The sequence below is a fragment of the Falsiroseomonas bella genome (assembly GCF_003173615.1).
GTDB classification, from domain to species: domain Bacteria; phylum Pseudomonadota; class Alphaproteobacteria; order Acetobacterales; family Acetobacteraceae; genus Falsiroseomonas; species Falsiroseomonas bella.
Genome location: NZ_QGNA01000002.1, coordinates 442,448 through 458,050 on the forward strand (window position 1 = coordinate 442,448; position 15,603 = coordinate 458,050).

Sequence of the window (15,603 nt, forward strand, 5' to 3'; positions counted from 1 at the left end):
GTCAGAGGACGCTGGTCGGGAAGGGATAAGGGATCAGCAGCCGGAAGCCCTGGATCACCGCCAGCGTGAACAGTGGCGGGAACAGCAGCAGAGCCGCCGGATGCCGCTCGCCGCCGATCACGAGTGCGACCAGAACGAAGGCGCAGATCGCGACGTCGTATCCAACCTGCTCGAGACCCGCCGTGAACAGGCCGAAGGCGAGAACCAGCGCCAGGATACGAAGCACATCCGCCGCAGTTTCGCGCGGCGCTTCGCCGGCGGGCACGCGCCGCGTCAGGCAGCCGAAGGCCAGCACCGCCCACAGGCCCAGCACCAGCCAGGCCGTGGGCTGCAGCAGCAGCAGGTTCTGGGGGTCGAGCGAGACGCCGCGCGCCTCGATCAGGAAGGCAAGCACGCCGGCGGCGATCGCCGTGACGAAGCCGAGCTCCGTCCACGCGATCTTCCGGCGCGTCAGCCCCTCCGTCATGCCGACCTGCTCAGCCCGCGCGGCCGGTGAGCAGTTCGCCGTAGCGTTCCATCAGCCGCGAGGTGCTGAGATAGGCGCGGTTCGACGCCTCCGGCCCGTACCAGGTGGTCGCAAGCTGCTGGCCGGCCAGCGTGGAGATGCATTCCGGATCCTTGCTCGCCTTTTCCACGGCCTGCAGCAGGATGCGGTAGCGATCGGGCTGCGCGTCCACGAAGCGCTTCGCCACGACGAAGCCGCGCTGCGAGCCGTCCACGAATTGCGGCTCGAAGCCGGCGGCCTTGGCGTGGTCGCTCAGGATCGGGGTGTCCGGGTAGTCGCTGTTCTTCTCGTCGGTGAACATCAGCAGCGGGCGGATGCGGTCCTTGATCGGCAGGAATCCTTCGCCGCCCACCAGGCCGACATCCACCACGCCGCCCGCGGTCGCGTTGCGGGCCGGGCCGCCGCCGTCATAGGTCACGACCCGCACGCGCGACCGGTCGATGCCGTGCCCCTGGCAGAAGAGGGCGAAGTTGATCAGGTCGGCCGAAGCCGGCTGGAGACCCACCGAGAGGCTGCGCGGATCGCGCTTAAGGCTGGCGACCACCTCGTCGATCGAGCGGATCGGCTTGTCCGGCGCGCAGGCCATCAGCGTGGCGTCGCGCGACGGCAGGTTGATCATCCAGAAATCCTCGGCCTTGTAGCGCGCGTTGCGCGTGATGATCGAGACCGGGATGAAGGGCGCGGCCGAATGCACCATCATCATGTAGCCGTCGTCAGGCTGCTGCAGGAAAAAGGTGTTGCCGAGCACGGTGGCGCCGCCCGGGCGGTTCACCACCGTGACGGGCTGGCCGATATGCCGCTGCACGAAGGGTGCCATCGCGCGCGCCAGGCGGTCATTGTAGCCGCCGGTGGCGAAAGGCACGAGCAACGTGATCGGCCGCTCCGGGAATCCCTGCGCGCGGGCGGCCGGCGCGGCGAGCGCGACGCCGGCACTGGCGGCGAGAAGCGTGCGGCGCCCGATGGGCGTGATGCGGGTGCTGGTCATTCCCGTTCGTCTCCCTTTGGTGGCCGGCCCCGGCCGCGCTGGGCGGCCGCGCCGGCGGCGTGGTCGCGGGCAACTAGCCGTCGGTTTCCGCCACCGTCAACCGGCCCCCGGCTTGATCGGCGCGGCCGCCCTGCGCATCGTCCGCGGGCGAGACGGGGGACGCTGCAGTGGATCTGGGCTATCAGGGCCGGCGGGTGCTGGTGATCGGCGCATCGGTGGGAATCGGCTTCGCCACGGCGGAGCTGCTCTCGGGCGAAGGCGCCGACGTGATGATCGCGTCCCGCGATCCCGCCAGCATTGCGGCGGCGGCGGACCGCATCGCTGCGCGCACCGGCCGCCGGCCCGCGACCGCGGTGGCGGACATCACGCAGGAGGGCGCCGCGGACGCTCTGCTGGCGGAGGCCGCGGCGCGCTGGGGTGCGCTCGATGCGCTGGTGGATGCCGTGGGCGGCTCCATCCGCTCGGGCTTCGAGGCGCTGAGCGACGCCGACTGGCTGGCGAATTACGGCTTCAACGTGCTCTCCGCCGTCCGCGCCGTGCGGGCTTCCCTGCCGCTGCTGCGCAAGGGCACCGCGCCCTCCATCGTGCTGCTCGGCGCCGCGGCCTCCCGCATGCCCTATCCCAACCAGATCGTCTCCAACGTCCACAAGGCCGGGCTGCTCGGCCTGACCAAGACGCTGGCCGGCGAATATGCGGCGGAGGGCATCCGCGTGAACTGCGTGGCGCCCGGCCGTACCCTGACGCGGTTGTGGCGCGACCGCGCCGCGAAGCTCGCCGCTGAGCGCGGCCTGCCCTTCGAGGAGGTCATCGCCGAATTCGCGCACGAAATCCCGCTCGGCCGCTTCGGCCAGCCGGAGGAGGTGGCGGCGATGGTCGTCTGGCTTTCCAGCCCGCGCGCCGCCTATGTCACCGGCCAGACCGTCAACGTGGATGGCGGCATCGCGCGCGGCCTGCTGTAGCCTGCGACGCTCCGGTCAAGCCGCGCGTCGCCGCAGCCCGACCCCGCCGAGCGCCGCCATCCCGAATGCCAGAAGCGCGAGGCTGCCCGGCTCCGGCACCCGCGTGAACCGCAGGACCGCCTGGAAGGAGCAGACATCGGTGTAGTAGCAGCCTTCCGTAAAGATGTCGGTGCGACCGCCGAGATCGGGCCAGAGGTTGTAGGTGCCCGAGATGGTCCCGCCGGCGGCGCCGTCGCGGCTGGTCCACCGAACGCCGAGCTCCTGGTCCTGGTCCTGCCAGGAGAAGGTGACATCCGGCAGCCCGCCCGGCGCGCTGAAGAGGCCCAGGTCGAAATAGGCCGAGCGCGTCGTGGTGAAGTCGCTTGCTTCCACCTCGAGCAGTTGCTGCGGCGTTGCCCCGCCGGTGCGCAGCACCTGCAGGCGGAAGTTCAGGATGCCGTAGTCCCGCAGGTCCACGCCGCTCGCCTCGCCGTAGAGCGAATGCGAGAGGTAGAGACTCATGCCGTTCGCGAAGGCCTGGTTGCTGAGGGTGAAGCGCGCCTCGACCCGCGCCGGCACCGGGAACTGCTCGCCAGTCGTGTGGGTGTAGATGACCGGCCCGATCTGATCGAGCTGGAACTGGACGCCCGCATGGGCCGGCGCGGCGAGTCCGACGACGGAGGCGATCGCCAGGGCGGCAACCGGCCTGAGAGAAGACATGGCGTGCTCCCTCCCGTCGCGAAGACCGGTGACGATGCCGCCGCCGGCCGCGGCATGACAAGACCCGCCCGCGCACATCCGCATGAGGGCCGCATGCTGGACGGTCGCGCCGTTTGGCGGCAGCCTGCGGCCCTCCGCATTCGGACCGGATCGAGCCATGCCCAGCCGCGACGGCGCCATCTCCCGCGCGCTCTCCTTCTTCGACGATGGCGGCTATGCCGCGCTGCTCTCGCGCCTCGTCGCCATCCCCTCCACCTCGCAGGACCCCGAGCATGCATCAGCCCTGCCGCGCTACCTGGAGGAAGGTCTCAGCGCCTGGGTGCGGAAGCTCGGCTTCGAGGCGACCGTCCACCCGAACCCCAAGCCGGGCTTCGGCCCGATCCTGACGGCCACCCGCATCGAGGATCCGTCCCGCCCGACCATCCTGCTCTACGGCCATGGCGACACGGTGCGCGGCCTGGACGACCAGTGGCATGACGGGCTGAAGCCCTGGCAGGTGACGGATGCCGGCGACCGCTGGTACGGCCGCGGCACCGCCGACAACAAGGGCCAGCACGCGCTGAACCTGGCCGCGCTGGAGGCCGTGCTGGCCGAGCGTGGTGGCAAGCTCGGCTTCAACGTGAAGCTGGTGATCGAGACGGCGGAGGAACGCGGATCGCAGGGCCTGCGCGACTTCGTCGCGGCGCACAAGGACCTGCTCGCGGCCGATGCGCTGATCGCCTCGGACGGGCCGCGCGTCGAGCCAGACATGCCCACCATCACCACCGGCACGCGCGGCACCTGGCATTGCGACCTGGCGATCCGCCTCCGTCCCGGTGGCGTCCATTCCGGCCATTGGGGCGGGCTGACGCGCGATCCCGCCGTGCTGCTCTGCCACGCCATCGCCAGCATCATGGACCGCAACGGCAAGATCCTGGTGCGCGACTGGCTGCCCGCGGGCGGCGTGCCGCCCAAGGTGAAGGCGCTGCTCGATGGCTGCCCGATCGGCGGCGGCGGGGAGGCGGCGAGCGTGGACGAAGGCTGGGGCGAGCCCGGCCTGTCGGCCGCCGAGAAGATCTATGGCTGGCAGAGCTTCATCGTCCTCGCGATGGTTTCCGGCCGGCCGGAGAACCCGGTGAACGCGGTCGCACCCGATGCGCGCGCGCATTGCCAGATCCGCTACACCGTGGACGCGCCGGTGGACCGCTTCGAGGCCGCGCTGCGCGCCCACCTCGACGCGCATGGCTTCGACTTCGTGAAGATCGAGAACGCCGCGATCCGCATGCCGGCGAGCCGCACCGAAGCCGAGGATCCCTGGGTGATCTTCGCGCGCGATTCGCTCGCCCGCACGCTCGGTCGGAAGGTGCAGGTGATCCCGAACTCCTCCGGCGGCCTGCCCGGCGATGTCTTCGTTGACCATCTCGGCGTGCCGCTGGTCTGGATCCCGCACAGCTATTCCGGCTGCAAGCAGCACGGGCCGGACGAGCACCTGCTGAAGGCCACCGCGCGGGAGGGCATCGCGAGCTTCGCCGGCATCTGGTGGGACCTGGGCGAGAGCGGGGCGCCCGGCCGCCGAAGCTGACAAGAAGGCAATCTTCGGCGCGGCCATGTGACAGGTCGCGTTACGTTTGATCACGCAGGGACATGGTCTCCGCAATCAGCGCGTTGCAGACGGGGGGCAGGATCACCCCCGTCGCGAATTTTCGCGGATCAAGGAGACTAGCATGAAGACCTCCCGCATTGCGCTGCTCGCCGGCGCCGCGGTCATCGCCGGCGCGCTGGCGCTGCCCGCCATCGCCCAGCCCGGCCCCGGCCAGGGTCCTGGCCCCGGCGCGGGCGGCCCCGGCCGCGGCGCCCCCGGCTTCGCCATGGGCGAGGCCTTCGGCCGCGCCGACACCAACGGCGACCGGCAGGTCAGCCGCGACGAGGGCTGGACCTGGCTCAGCGCCCGCTTCGCCGAGATCGACACCAACCGCGACGGCGGCGTGACGGTCGAGGAGTTCCGCGCCTATGCGCAGCAGCGGATGGGCGGCCGCACCCCGCCGGCGGAGATGCGCGAGCGTGCCGAGCAGCGTGGCATGGGCATGTTCCGCGCCCTCGACGTGAACGGCAATGGCAGCATCACGCTCGAGGAGATCCGGCCCTTCGCCGAGGCGATGTTCCGCGCCCGCGACACGAATGCGGATGGCCAGCTCTCCCGCCAGGAAGTGATGCCGCGCCGCGCGGGGTCCCACCGCGGCGGCCATCACCACGGCCAGGGCGGCGAGCGCCGCGGCCCGCCGGCGCAGCAGCAGTCGAACTGAGCTGCTCTCGGGGTGGGGGCGGTGCTACGCCCCCACCTCCGGCGCCCGCTTCACCAGCGCCGCGTCGAGTTCCGCGCGCCGCTCCCAAAGCCCGCGATACCAGGCAAGCCGCGCCGGCACCTGCTGTGCAACCAGCCGGTTCTGGCGCACCCATTCGCGCGCCGCATCCCCCACGGCCTGCGCGCGATCGGGCGCCGCCAGCAATTCGCGCAGCCGCGCCCACAAGGCCTCCGGCCCGTCCACGATAAAGCCCGTCTCGCCCTCCTGGATCGTCGCGCCATAGACCACTGGGCTCGCGAGGCAGCAGAGTCGGTGCGCGCCTGCCTCCACGAATTTCAGGTCCGACTTGAAGTTGTTGAAGCGCGTGTCCGCCAGCGGCAGGAAGGCGATCTCGCAGCGCGCCATCAGCGCGCGATACGCGTCATAGGGCAGGATCGGGTGGAAGCGCTTGTGCGGCGTCCGGAGCGCCTCGAAGCTCGCGCGGTCGAAGATCACCTCCACCGCAAGCCGGTCGCCGGCTTCCGCCAGCACCGTGTTCAGCGCCTCCAGATAGGGCGCCGTGTCCTCCTCCCGCCGCAGCGCGCCCAGGAACAGCGTCAGCCGCGACGGGTCCGCGAAGTTACAGGGCTCCGGCAGTTCCGCGACGGTGTTCGGGAAGACCATCACCTCGTCGTTGAAGCCGCGGAACAGCGCCTCCAGCCGGGGGGTCGAAGTCTGCACAGCGTGCACGCCGCGGAAGGCGAAGTGGTTCGATCCGGCGATCACTGGCCAATGCGCGGGATCGTCGTCGAATTCCTGCACCACCACCCATCCCTGGCGGCGGAAGTGGTTCACGAAGGCCGGCGCCTCCGGCGTGTTCAGCAGGCGGCGATGCAGGATCAGGATGCGCGGCGTGCCCTCCGGCAGCTTCGGCGTCTCCGGCCGCTCGCCGATGCGCAGGCCGATGCCGGGATGCGTCGCCACGGCGCCGAGCGGCATGTCCACCCGCACCTCGTTCACGCCGCCGACCGGCTTCAGCACATGCGCCAGCAGCATCAGCGGCATGGGCGCGCGACGGGCGGCGCGCAGCAGCCAGCGCGCCGGGCCGGCGCGGCGGAGATAGGCCGCCGCATCGCTGCCGAGCGCGGCAAGCGCCGGCGCGATGCGCTGCGCGAAAACCTCCGCCTCCTGCGCGTCCGGCAGGGCAGGGACGTCGAGCGGCACCAGCCCGGCGGCGCGCACCGCCGCCAGCAGGCCCTCCCGCGTCATGGCGCCGGCCGGCACGGAAGGCGCCGCCGCGCCGCCCACCAGCAGGCGCTGCGCCAGTCGCCAATGCTCGGCATTGGGCGCGTCCACCAGCAGCACGCCCTCCGGCCCGAGCAGCGCGGCCGCGTCGCGGATCGCCCCCGCTGCATCGCTGGCCGGCGCGTGCAGCACCACCAGATCGGCGCCGGCCGCCGCGTCGCCGGTCGCGTCATGGGTGACGCGCACCAGCGCGCAGCCGGGATCGCGGCGCACCAGCCAGGCGGCAAGCGCCCCGTCCCCGCCGATCTGCACCGCGCGCGCCAAGCCGAGCGGGATCCGCGCGCACAGGGCGGGATCGGCAGGCATCGCGGTGGGACCGGCGGCAGGCATCCGCTTCCCTGTCCCCGGCAACCCGGCTTCCGTCAACCCACGGTGGTCCGGGCGCCATCGCGATCCGCCCTGCGCTTGTCGCTGCGCCGGCCCCCGTGTTACGGCCGAAGACCGGTCGGGTCGCAGGGGAGCCGGCCGAGACCGACGGAACGCCATGCCGCCACCCGCCCCACTGGCCGCTCGCACGCCCGCCCGCGCCGCGCCTTCGGCCGCCGATCTCGCGCGCATGGAGGCGCAACTGCGCGAGCGCATCCTGGCCCAGCCGACTTCCGGCATGCATTGGCAGCAGCTTGCCACCCTGCTCGCGCAGACCGGCCGCCACGCCGAAGCCGCCGACGCATTCGCCCGCGCGGTGGAGAACGGCGCTTCGGCGCAGGCGCTTGCGCTGCCCTGGTCGCTCGCGCTGAGCAATGCCGGCCGCCATGCGGAGGCAGTGGCGGTGCTGCAGCCGGTGCAGGAGCGCAAGCCGAAGGACTTCGTCCTGGCCAACACGCTCGGCGTGCTGCTGAAGCGCGCAGGCCGGCTCGACGAGGCCGTGCCGCTGCTGGAAATGGCCCGGAAGCTCGATCCGCGCAGCGTCTCGCCATGCCAGAACCTCGGCAACACGCAGGAGCTGCGCGGCGATTTTGCCGCCGCCGCCGCCGCCTTCGCCGCCGGGCTCAAGCTCGACCCGCGCAACGGCGAGCTGTGGCGCCTGCATGGCCGTGCGCTGCGCGCGCTGAACGACATGGACGGCGCGCTGGCGAGCTTCGAGAAGGCCTTCGGCCTCGATCCACGCAACCGGGAGATCGGCACCACGCTGATCGGCCTGCTGCTCGAGCGCGGCGAGAACGAACGCGCTTTGGGAGTCGTGCAGAAGCTGCGCATCGCCCTGCCGGACGACACGATGGCGGAGGTGATGGAAGGCCGCATCCTGCTGCGCCAGGGCCGCGTGGCGGAGGCGCGCGAGCGGCTGGAGGCGGTCATCGCGCGCCGGCCCGGCGACCGCCCCGCCAACATGCTGCTCGCACGTCTGCATGGGGATGGCGACCGACGCCTGGCGAATGAGGCGCTCGAGCGCGCCTTCGCCGCCGAACCCGACAACCCCGAGGTGATGGACGCGCTGGTTGAGAGCCTCTCGCGCAGCCGCTACGACAGCGAGGTGGCGCATCTTGAACGCGCCTATGTCATCGCCTGCCGCCTGATGGAGCGACACCCGGACCGCGTGCCGCGCTATGCGCGCTCGCTCCGCACCGTGTTCCAGCGCGTGCTGGACCTGCCGCGGCTGGAGGCGACAGGCACGCTGGCGCAGCTCGCGCCGCTCTGGCTGGCGGAGAACCGGCTGTCGGCCTTGCATTACGAGCTGGGCCAGGTGGAGACGCTGGAAGACCGGCTACAGATCGTCGAATGGCATCGCCAGTGGGGGCGCCGCGAGGAATCAACGATCAAGCCGGTGTCGCTTCCGGCGCGCCCCGCCATCCATGCCGAACGCAAGCTGCGCGTCGGCTTCATGTCCTCCGACCTGCGCAACCACCCCGTCACCTATTTCGCGCTGCCGCTCCTGGAGAGCTACGATCGCGATCGCGTGCAGGTGTTCTGCTATTCCTTCTACGAAGGCGAGCGCGACGGCGTGCAGCAGCATATCGAGCAGAAGGTGTACGCCTTCCGCTGGTGGCCGCGCCAGCCCAGCGCGAAGGTCGCCGAGGACATCGCGCGCGACGAGCTCGACATCCTCTTCGAGCTCGGCGGTTCCACCGCGATGAACAAGCTGGACGTCATGGCCTATCGCCCGGCGCGGATCGGCGCGAGCTGGCTCGGCTATCCGCATTCGGCGGGGCTGGAGCGCATCGACTACATCCTGACCGACCCTTACATCCGCCCCACCGATCCGCGCCTGCTGATCGAGAAGGCCTTCGAGATGCCCGACAGCTGGGTGACGCTCGGCCGCCTCGGCTTCAACGACCGCGTGCCGATCGAGGACGGCACGCCGGAGGAGCGCCAGGGCGCGCTGACCTTCGGCACGATGAACAATCCCTACAAATACACGACGAAATGCCTCGACGCCTGGGCCGCCGTGCTGCGCGCCGTGCCGGGCAGCCGTTTTCTTTTCGTCCGTCCCGAGGCCAGCGGCGAGAGTTTCGTGCGCAACGCCGGCGAGGTCTTTTCCGCGCGTGGCGTGGATCCGTCGCGGCTGGATTTCGTCGGCGTGCGCGGCAAGCACCTGCCCTACTACAACCGCATCGATATCGCGCTCGACAGTTTTCCGCATGTCGGCGGCACGACGACCTGCGAGACGCTGTGGATGGGCGTGCCGACCATCACGCTGGTCGGCGCCGGCTTCCCGGAGCGCATCTCCTATTCCAACCTGTCCAATGCGGGGCTGGGCGAGCTCTGCGCGCACAGCGCCGAGGAATTCGTGCAGATCGCCGTCGCGCTGGCCGAGGACCGCGCGAAGCGCCGGCTGTGGCGCACGGGCCTGCGGGACATGATCCGTGCGCGCCCGCTGGGCGACGTGCAGCGCTTCGTGGATGCGTTCTACGCCAAGGCGAAGGAGGTCTGCGCGTGAAGGCGGTGATCCTCGCCGGCGGGCGCGGCACGCGCCTGGCCGAGGAAACCTCGCTCCGCCCCAAGCCGATGGTCGAGATCGGCGGGCGGCCGATCCTATGGCACATCATGAAGATCTACGCCGCGCATGGCGTGACCGACTTCGTCATCTGCCTCGGCTACAAGGGCTGGCAGATCAAGGAATTCTTCCTGAACTACCGCAGCCACGCCGCCGACCTGACCGTGGACCTCGCGACCGGCGCGGTGGAGGTGCTGCGCCCGAACGCCGAGCCCTGGCGCGTCACGCTGGTGGACACCGGCGAGGACACGATGACCGGCGGCCGCCTGCGCCGCATCGCGCCGCATGTCGTGGGCGACGAGGCCTTCTGCATGACCTACGGCGACGGCGTCGGCGATGTGGACATCACCGCGCTCATCGCCTTCCACCGCCGGCATGGCAGGCAGGCGACGGTCACCGCCGTCGTCCCGCCCGGCCGTTTCGGCGCCTTGCAGCGCGACGGCGACCGCGTCGCCGCCTTCACCGAGAAGCCCGCCGGCGACGGCGGCACGATCAATGGCGGGTTCTTCGTGCTGTCGCCCCGCGTTCTTGACCGCATCGGCGGCGACGCGACGGTGTGGGAGAACGAGCCGCTGACCGGCCTGGCGCGCGACGGCGAGCTCTGCGCCTACGACCATCGCGGCTTCTGGCAGCCGATGGATACGCTGCGCGACCGCGAGCAGCTCGAGCGCCTCTGGGCCGAAGGCCGCGCGCCGTGGCGGGTGTGGTGACGCAGCCCGATCCCGGCTTCTGGCGCGGGCGCCGCGTGCTGGTCACCGGGCATACCGGCTTCAAGGGAAGCTGGCTGGTCCGCATGCTGGACGGGCTGGGCGCGCAGGTGACCGGCATCGCGCTCGATCCCGAGCCGGGTGCGAGCGCCTTCGCGGCGATGCGCGTGGCCGATGTGCTGGAGCGCGACATGCGCCTCGATATCCGCGACGCGCCCGCGCTGCGCGACGCCGTGCACGGCATGCAGCCGCAGATCATGCTGCACCTCGCAGCCCAGGCGCTGGTCGGGCGCAGCCACGCCGATCCCTCCGGCACCTTCGCCTCCAACGTCGCCGGCACGGTCAACCTGCTGCAGGCTCTGCGTGGCCTGCCCGGCGTGCAGGCCGCGCTCATCGTCACCTCCGACAAGGTCTATCGCAACGACGGCAGCGGCCGCCGCTTCACCGAGGACGATCCGCTCGGCGGCGAGGATCCCTACAGCGCGTCGAAGGCCGCCGCCGAGATCGCCGTCGCCTCCTGGCGCGCCAGCTTCGCCCGCGACCTGCCGCCGATGGCCACTGCGCGCGCCGGCAACGTCATCGGCGGTGGCGACTTTTGCGAAGCCCGCATCATCCCCGACCTGGTGCGCGCGCAGCTGGCGGGCGAGGCGCTGGTGGTGCGCCGCCCCGATGCCACGCGCCCCTTCCAGCATGTGCTGGACGTGCTGCGCGGCTACCTGTTGCTGGCCGAGGCGCTGGTCGCCGGCACCGCCCCGCCTGCGCTGAATTTCGGGCCGCAGGATGGTGAGATCCGCGTGCGCGACCTGCTCGCGCTCTGGGGCGATGTGCGCTGGGTGCAGGCGCCCGGCGAGGTCATGCACGAAGCGCCACGCCTTGCGCTGGACTCGTCGCGCGCGACGCAGGCGCTCGGCTGGCGCCCGCTGCTGGACACCCCCGCCGCCATCGCCGCGACCGCCGCGTGGTATGCGGCCTGGCGCAGGGGAGAGGACATGGTGGCGGTGACGCAGCGCGCGATCGCGCAGAGCTTGCGCGCATGACTGCTACCCCCGTCACCGCCTGCCGCGCCTGCGGCGGTGCGCTCGGTGTCACCTTCTGCGACCTCGGCGTGCAGCCCGTCGCCAATTCCTACATCCCGCCCGAGCGCCCTGACGCGCCCGAGCCGCGCCATCCGCTGCGCGCCGTGGTCTGCCGCGACTGCCGCCTGGTGCAGCTCGACACCGTGGTGGACGCCGAGGGGATCTTCTCCGACTACGCCTATTTCTCCTCCGCCTCGGCGTCCTGGCTCGACCACGCCGCGCGCTTCGCCCGCGACATGACTGCGCGCTTCACGCTCGGTGGGCAAAGCTTCGTCGTCGAGGTCGCCTCCAACGACGGCTACCTGCTCCGCAACTTCGTCGCCGCCGGCATTCCCTGCCTCGGCATCGAGCCCGCCGCCAATGTCGCGGAGGTCGCCCGTGCGAACGGCGTGCCGACCGAGACGCGCTTCTTCGGCGAGACGACCGCGCGCGATCTCGTCGTTCGTCGCGGCCATGCGGACCTGATCGCCGCGAACAACGTGTTTGCCCATGTGCCCGCGATCAACGACTTCACAGCCGGACTCGCCACGCTCGCCGGCCCGCGCGGCGTCGTCTCCATCGAGCAGCCGCATCTGGTGCGCATGGTCGAGGGCGTGCAGTTCGACACGATCTACCACGAGCACTACGCCTACTGGTCGCTGCTGGCGATGGAACGCATCCTCGGGCGTCACGGCCTGCGCGTCTTCGACGTGCAGCGCCTGCCCACCCATGGTGGCTCCATCCGCGTTTTGTCGTCTCATGCCGACCGCGGCGTCTCCGACACGCTGCGCGAAATCCGCGCGGAGGAAGCCGCGCTCGGCCTCGACGCCGACGCCTACTACGAAGGCTTCGAGGCGCGCGCCCAGCAGACCCTCGCCGGCTTCCGGGCCTGGCTGCGCGAGGCACGCGCGGCCGGCCGGCGCATCGGCGCCTATGGCGCGGCGGCGAAGGGCAACACCTTCCTCAACGCAGCCGGCGTCACCGCGGCCGACATCCTCGCCGTCGCCGATGCCAGCCCCGCCAAGCAGGGCCGCCTTCTGCCCGGCAGCCGCATCCCCGTCGTCACGCCGGCTGCGCTGCTGGCGATGCCCCTCGACGACATCCTGATCCTGCCCTGGAACATCGCGCCGGAAATTTCCGGCCAGATCCGCGCTGCCGGCTTTCGCGGCCGCGTGCTGACCGCGGTGCCGGCGCTGCGCGAGATCGCGCCGTGATCTTCAGGGCGCTGGACCTGCCCGGCGCCTTCGAAATCCTGCCCGAACGCGCGCGCGACGAACGCGGCGCCTTCTTCCGCAGCTTCTGCGAAGCGGAATTCGCCGCCGCCGGCGTCGCCTTCCGCCCCGTGCAGATGAGCATCTCGGAAAACCCGCGCCGCCACACCCTGCGGGGAATGCACTGGCAGGCGCCACCCGCGGAGGAGCGGAAGCTGATCCGCTGCATTCGCGGCGCGGTGCTCGACGTGGCGCTCGATCTGCGCGCGGGCAGCGCCACGCGGCTGCGCCATGTCGCCGTCACGCTCTCGGCCGAGGCCGGCAACGCTATCTTCATTCCCGCCGGCTGCGCGCATGGCTTCCTCACGCTCACCGACGACGCCGCGCTGGAATACATGATGGACGTGCCTTTCGCGCCGGGCCTCGGCCGCGGCGCGCGCTGGGACGATCCGGCCTTCGGCATCGCTTGGCGCGCGCCGCCCGCGGTGATCTCGGAGCGTGACGCCACCTGGCCGGACTTCGATGGCTGAACGCATCCTCGTCACCGGCGGCTCGGGCTTCATCGGCCGCGCCGTGCTCGCGCCGCTTCGCGCCCGCGGCTTCGAGGTGCATGCCCCGGCACGCGCCGAAGCCGACCTGCTGGACACCACCGCCACCCGCGCCCTGCTCCGAGACCTCCGGCCGACGCATCTGCTCCACTGCGCCTGGTATGTCGCACACGGCAAGTTCTGGACCGCGCCCGAGAATGCCGACTGGCTGGAAGCCTCGGACTTCCTCGCCGCCACCTTCGCCGAATCCGGCGGGCGCCGCTTCATCGGCCTCGGCACCTGTGCCGAATACGCCGACGCGGCGGGCGACGATGACCTTCCCTGGCCCGAAACCCGGCGGATCGCGCCGGCCACGCCCTATGGCCGCGCCAAGGCGGAGCTCTCGGCCCGCCTGGCGCAGCGCCCCGGCACCGCCTGGGCGCGCCTCTTCCACCTCTTCGGCCCCGGCGAGCACCCGGACCGCCTGGTGCCGTCTATCGTCACGGCGCTGCGGCAGGGCAGGGAGGCGCGCTGCGCCTCCGGCCGGCCCGTCCGCGATTTCTGCTCGACCAGCTACATAGGGCGCGCCCTGGCGGCGCTGGCGGCCAGCGAGGTCACCGGTCCCGTCAACATCGCCTCCGGCGAGGGCCGGTCCATCGCCTCTGTCGCTCGCTTGCTGGCGGAGGCCGCCGGCCGCCCGGACCTGCTCCGCCTCGGCGCCCTGCCGGACCGCCCGAACGAGGTGCCGTGCATGGTCGCCGACATCACGCGCCTGCGCCGCGAAGTCGGCTTCGCCGACCCGCCGAACGTCGAACAGGATCTGAAAGGCATGGTGGGCGCGGTAGGGATTGAACCTACGACCCCCGCCGTGTGAAGGCGATGCTCTCCCGCTGAGCTACGCGCCCATGCCATCGGGAGGCGCTGGATAGGGGCGCCCGCCCCGGGGTGTCAAGCCACGCTTGCCCCGCCGCGTGCCGCTCCGATATGCCGGCGATGATGCGCCGCCCCGCCGCCCTCGCCCTGCTCGCCCTGCTGCTGCCCGGCGCTGCCGCCGCGCAGCCGCTGCGCGCCCGCTACGAGGTCCATGCGCTCGGCTCGGTGCTGCTGGAGCTGGAGGCGCGCTTCGAGCTGAGCGAGGCCGCCTACCGCATCGAGGCCGCCTTCCGCACCCGCGGCATGGCGGCGCTGCTGGTGCCGGCGGAGCATTTCTCCCGCGCCCAGGGCGCCTTCACGGCCGAGGCCGCAGCGCCTGCCGCCTTCGTCTCGGAAGGCACCTGGCGCGGCAACCGGCGTCGCATCGTGCTGGACTGGACCAACCGCGACCCGCGCGTGGTGGAGCTCGTCCCCAACGACGCATCCGAGGACCGGGAGCCGGTGCCGCCGCCGCTACAGCGCGGCACGGTGGACATCCTCTCGGCCTTCGCCGCCCTGACCCGCCAGGTGGACCGGGCCGGGCATTGCGACCTGACGGCGCCGCTGTTCGATGGCCGGCGTCGGAGTGACATCGCCACCCGCAGCGCGGGGCGGGAGCGGATCCTGCCCTGGCGCAACGCCTGGCATGGCGAGGCGCTGCGCTGCACCTATGAGGGCCGCCTCGTCGCTGGCTTCCGCCGCGACCAGGACCGCGCCCGGCAGGAGGAACCGCAGCGCGGCACCGCCTGGATGGCGGTACCCTATCCCGGCGCGCCGCCCATCCCGGTGCGGATCGACATCCCGACCCGCTGGTTCGGCACCGCGACGGCGGTGCTGCTAGGCGCGGAACCCATCCAGCGCCGCGCCGAGTTCGGCCGGTAGCGCCTCGGGCCGCGCCACCACCGGCGCGCCATCGGCCATGGCGAGCGGCCCGTAGCCCCAGCCGACGAAGACGCAAGGAAGGCCGGCGCCGCGCGCCGCCAACACGTCGTTCCGGTGGTCGCCGACCATCACCGCGCCATGGGGCGCGCCGCCCGCCGCGGCGATCGTCGCCTGCAGATGGCCTGGGTCGGGCTTGCGCACCGCGAAACTGTCGCCGGCGCCGACCGCCGCCATCCGGTCCAGCAGGCCGAGCCCGCCCAGCAGGTCGCGCGCCGCCGCCCCGGGCTTGTTGGTGCAGACCGCCAGCCGCCAGCCATCGGCCCGGAGCGCCTCCAGCGCCTCGGCCATGCCGGGAAAGAGGCGGGTCTGCACCGCCGCATTGGCCTCGTAGTCGGACATGAACCGGTCCAGCGCCGCCTGCTCGAAAGGCTGCCCCCGCGCCGCCAGGGCCCGCGTCACCAGCACGCGCACGCCGTCGCCGATCATCGCCGTGACCTCGGCCAGGGTGAAGCCGGGCAGGCCGCGCGCGGCCATCAGGCGGTCGAGCGCGGCGCGGATGTCCGGGGCGCTGTCCACCAGCGTCCCGTCCAGGTCGAAGACAGCGAGCCTTGTCATGCGCGCGGCGATAGGCCCGCGCCGGCAGCGCGGCAAGACTGTCGCTTG

15 protein-coding genes and 1 tRNA gene are annotated in these 15,603 nt (G+C 72.0%); 10 read left to right on the top strand and 6 right to left on the bottom strand.

The window, feature by feature from the left end:
- Position 1: 1 nt before the first annotated feature.
- Both DFH01_RS10385 and DFH01_RS10390 read right to left on the bottom strand, forming a co-directional pair.
- Positions 2-466, bottom strand: coding sequence for a hypothetical protein (locus DFH01_RS10385; protein ID WP_109870365.1), 465 nt, complete (start codon positions 464-466; stop codon positions 2-4).
- Positions 467-476: 10 nt separating this feature from the next.
- Positions 477-1,490, bottom strand: coding sequence for a Bug family tripartite tricarboxylate transporter substrate binding protein (locus DFH01_RS10390; RefSeq protein WP_109870366.1), 1,014 nt, complete (start codon positions 1,488-1,490; stop codon positions 477-479).
- Between the two features lie 167 nt (positions 1,491-1,657).
- Here DFH01_RS10390 and DFH01_RS10395 point away from each other — a divergent pair, with 167 nt between their 5' ends.
- Complete coding sequence (locus DFH01_RS10395; protein WP_109870367.1) at positions 1,658-2,449, top strand: SDR family oxidoreductase; 792 nt, start codon at positions 1,658-1,660, stop codon at positions 2,447-2,449.
- A gap of 15 nt (positions 2,450-2,464) precedes the next feature.
- On the opposite strand, the gene DFH01_RS10400 is transcribed toward DFH01_RS10395, so the two are convergent.
- A complete protein-coding gene (locus tag DFH01_RS10400; RefSeq protein ID WP_158287698.1) occupies positions 2,465-3,148 on the bottom strand; it encodes a PEP-CTERM sorting domain-containing protein in 684 nt (227 codons plus the stop codon).
- A gap of 157 nt (positions 3,149-3,305) precedes the next feature.
- On the opposite strand from DFH01_RS10400, the gene DFH01_RS10405 reads away from it, so the two are divergent.
- Positions 3,306-4,709, top strand: a complete 1,404-nt coding sequence (locus DFH01_RS10405; RefSeq protein ID WP_109870368.1) for a M20/M25/M40 family metallo-hydrolase — start codon at positions 3,306-3,308, stop codon at positions 4,707-4,709.
- A gap of 142 nt (positions 4,710-4,851) precedes the next feature.
- Positions 4,852-5,430 (top strand): EF-hand domain-containing protein, encoded by a 579-nt coding sequence (locus DFH01_RS10410; RefSeq protein WP_109870369.1) that lies wholly within the window; start codon positions 4,852-4,854, stop codon positions 5,428-5,430.
- Positions 5,431-5,454: 24 nt separating this feature from the next.
- On the opposite strand, the gene DFH01_RS10415 is transcribed toward DFH01_RS10410, so the two are convergent.
- A complete protein-coding gene (locus DFH01_RS10415; RefSeq protein ID WP_158287699.1) occupies positions 5,455-7,044 on the bottom strand; it encodes a glycosyltransferase family protein in 1,590 nt (529 codons plus the stop codon).
- Positions 7,045-7,270: 226 nt separating this feature from the next.
- On the opposite strand from DFH01_RS10415, the gene DFH01_RS10420 reads away from it, so the two are divergent.
- The 6 genes from DFH01_RS10420 to DFH01_RS29135 are packed head-to-tail and all read left to right on the top strand — an operon-like array spanning position 7,271 to position 14,020.
- Positions 7,271-9,589 (top strand): O-linked N-acetylglucosamine transferase family protein, encoded by a 2,319-nt coding sequence (locus DFH01_RS10420; protein ID WP_158287700.1) that lies wholly within the window; start codon positions 7,271-7,273, stop codon positions 9,587-9,589.
- Positions 9,586-10,356 carry a glucose-1-phosphate cytidylyltransferase gene (rfbF, locus tag DFH01_RS10425; protein ID WP_109870371.1) on the top strand — a complete coding sequence of 257 codons (771 nt, stop codon included), beginning with the start codon at positions 9,586-9,588 and terminating at the stop codon, positions 10,354-10,356. The genes DFH01_RS10420 and rfbF overlap by 4 nt, the downstream gene beginning before the upstream one ends.
- Entirely contained in the window at positions 10,341-11,390 is a 1,050-nt protein-coding gene (rfbG, locus tag DFH01_RS10430; protein ID WP_233256060.1) for a CDP-glucose 4,6-dehydratase, read from the top strand. Before rfbF ends, rfbG begins: the two co-directional genes overlap by 16 nt.
- Positions 11,387-12,622 carry a class I SAM-dependent methyltransferase gene (locus tag DFH01_RS10435; protein ID WP_109870372.1) on the top strand — a complete coding sequence of 412 codons (1,236 nt, stop codon included), beginning with the start codon at positions 11,387-11,389 and terminating at the stop codon, positions 12,620-12,622. Before rfbG ends, DFH01_RS10435 begins: the two co-directional genes overlap by 4 nt.
- Entirely contained in the window at positions 12,619-13,149 is a 531-nt protein-coding gene (locus tag DFH01_RS10440) for a dTDP-4-dehydrorhamnose 3,5-epimerase family protein (RefSeq protein ID WP_109870373.1), read from the top strand. Before DFH01_RS10435 ends, DFH01_RS10440 begins: the two co-directional genes overlap by 4 nt.
- Complete coding sequence (locus DFH01_RS29135) at positions 13,142-14,020, top strand: NAD-dependent epimerase/dehydratase family protein (protein WP_109870815.1); 879 nt, start codon at positions 13,142-13,144, stop codon at positions 14,018-14,020. Before DFH01_RS10440 ends, DFH01_RS29135 begins: the two co-directional genes overlap by 8 nt.
- Here DFH01_RS29135 and DFH01_RS10450 read toward each other — a convergent pair.
- Positions 13,977-14,051, bottom strand: a tRNA-Val gene (locus DFH01_RS10450). The genes DFH01_RS29135 and DFH01_RS10450 overlap by 44 nt on opposite strands.
- Positions 14,052-14,139: 88 nt before the next feature.
- On the opposite strand from DFH01_RS10450, the gene DFH01_RS10455 reads away from it, so the two are divergent.
- Positions 14,140-14,940, top strand: a complete 801-nt coding sequence (locus DFH01_RS10455; protein WP_158287701.1) for a DUF3108 domain-containing protein — start codon at positions 14,140-14,142, stop codon at positions 14,938-14,940.
- On the opposite strand, the gene gph is transcribed toward DFH01_RS10455, so the two are convergent.
- Positions 14,896-15,555, bottom strand: coding sequence for a phosphoglycolate phosphatase (gph, locus tag DFH01_RS10460; protein ID WP_109870816.1), 660 nt, complete (start codon positions 15,553-15,555; stop codon positions 14,896-14,898). The genes DFH01_RS10455 and gph overlap by 45 nt on opposite strands.
- Positions 15,556-15,603: the final 48 nt, after the last annotated feature.

Excerpts from the sequence above, each read along its gene's own strand:
- DFH01_RS10385 (WP_109870365.1), bottom strand. The coding sequence starts at position 466 with ATGACGGAGGGGCTGACGCGCCGGAAGATCGCGTGGACGGAGCTCGGC.
- DFH01_RS10390 (WP_109870366.1), bottom strand. The coding sequence starts at position 1,490 with ATGACCAGCACCCGCATCACGCCCATCGGGCGCCGCACGCTTCTCGCC.
- DFH01_RS10400 (WP_158287698.1), bottom strand. The coding sequence starts at position 3,148 with ATGTCTTCTCTCAGGCCGGTTGCCGCCCTGGCGATCGCCTCCGTCGTC.
- DFH01_RS10405 (WP_109870368.1), top strand. The coding sequence starts at position 3,306 with ATGCCCAGCCGCGACGGCGCCATCTCCCGCGCGCTCTCCTTCTTCGAC.
- DFH01_RS10410 (WP_109870369.1), top strand. The coding sequence starts at position 4,852 with ATGAAGACCTCCCGCATTGCGCTGCTCGCCGGCGCCGCGGTCATCGCC.
- DFH01_RS10415 (WP_158287699.1), bottom strand. The coding sequence starts at position 7,044 with ATGCCTGCCGCCGGTCCCACCGCGATGCCTGCCGATCCCGCCCTGTGC.
- DFH01_RS10420 (WP_158287700.1), top strand. The coding sequence starts at position 7,271 with ATGGAGGCGCAACTGCGCGAGCGCATCCTGGCCCAGCCGACTTCCGGC.
- DFH01_RS10435 (WP_109870372.1), top strand. The coding sequence starts at position 11,387 with ATGACTGCTACCCCCGTCACCGCCTGCCGCGCCTGCGGCGGTGCGCTC.
- DFH01_RS29135 (WP_109870815.1), top strand. The coding sequence starts at position 13,142 with ATGGCTGAACGCATCCTCGTCACCGGCGGCTCGGGCTTCATCGGCCGC.
- DFH01_RS10455 (WP_158287701.1), top strand. The coding sequence starts at position 14,140 with ATGATGCGCCGCCCCGCCGCCCTCGCCCTGCTCGCCCTGCTGCTGCCC.
- gph (WP_109870816.1), bottom strand. The coding sequence starts at position 15,555 with ATGACAAGGCTCGCTGTCTTCGACCTGGACGGGACGCTGGTGGACAGC.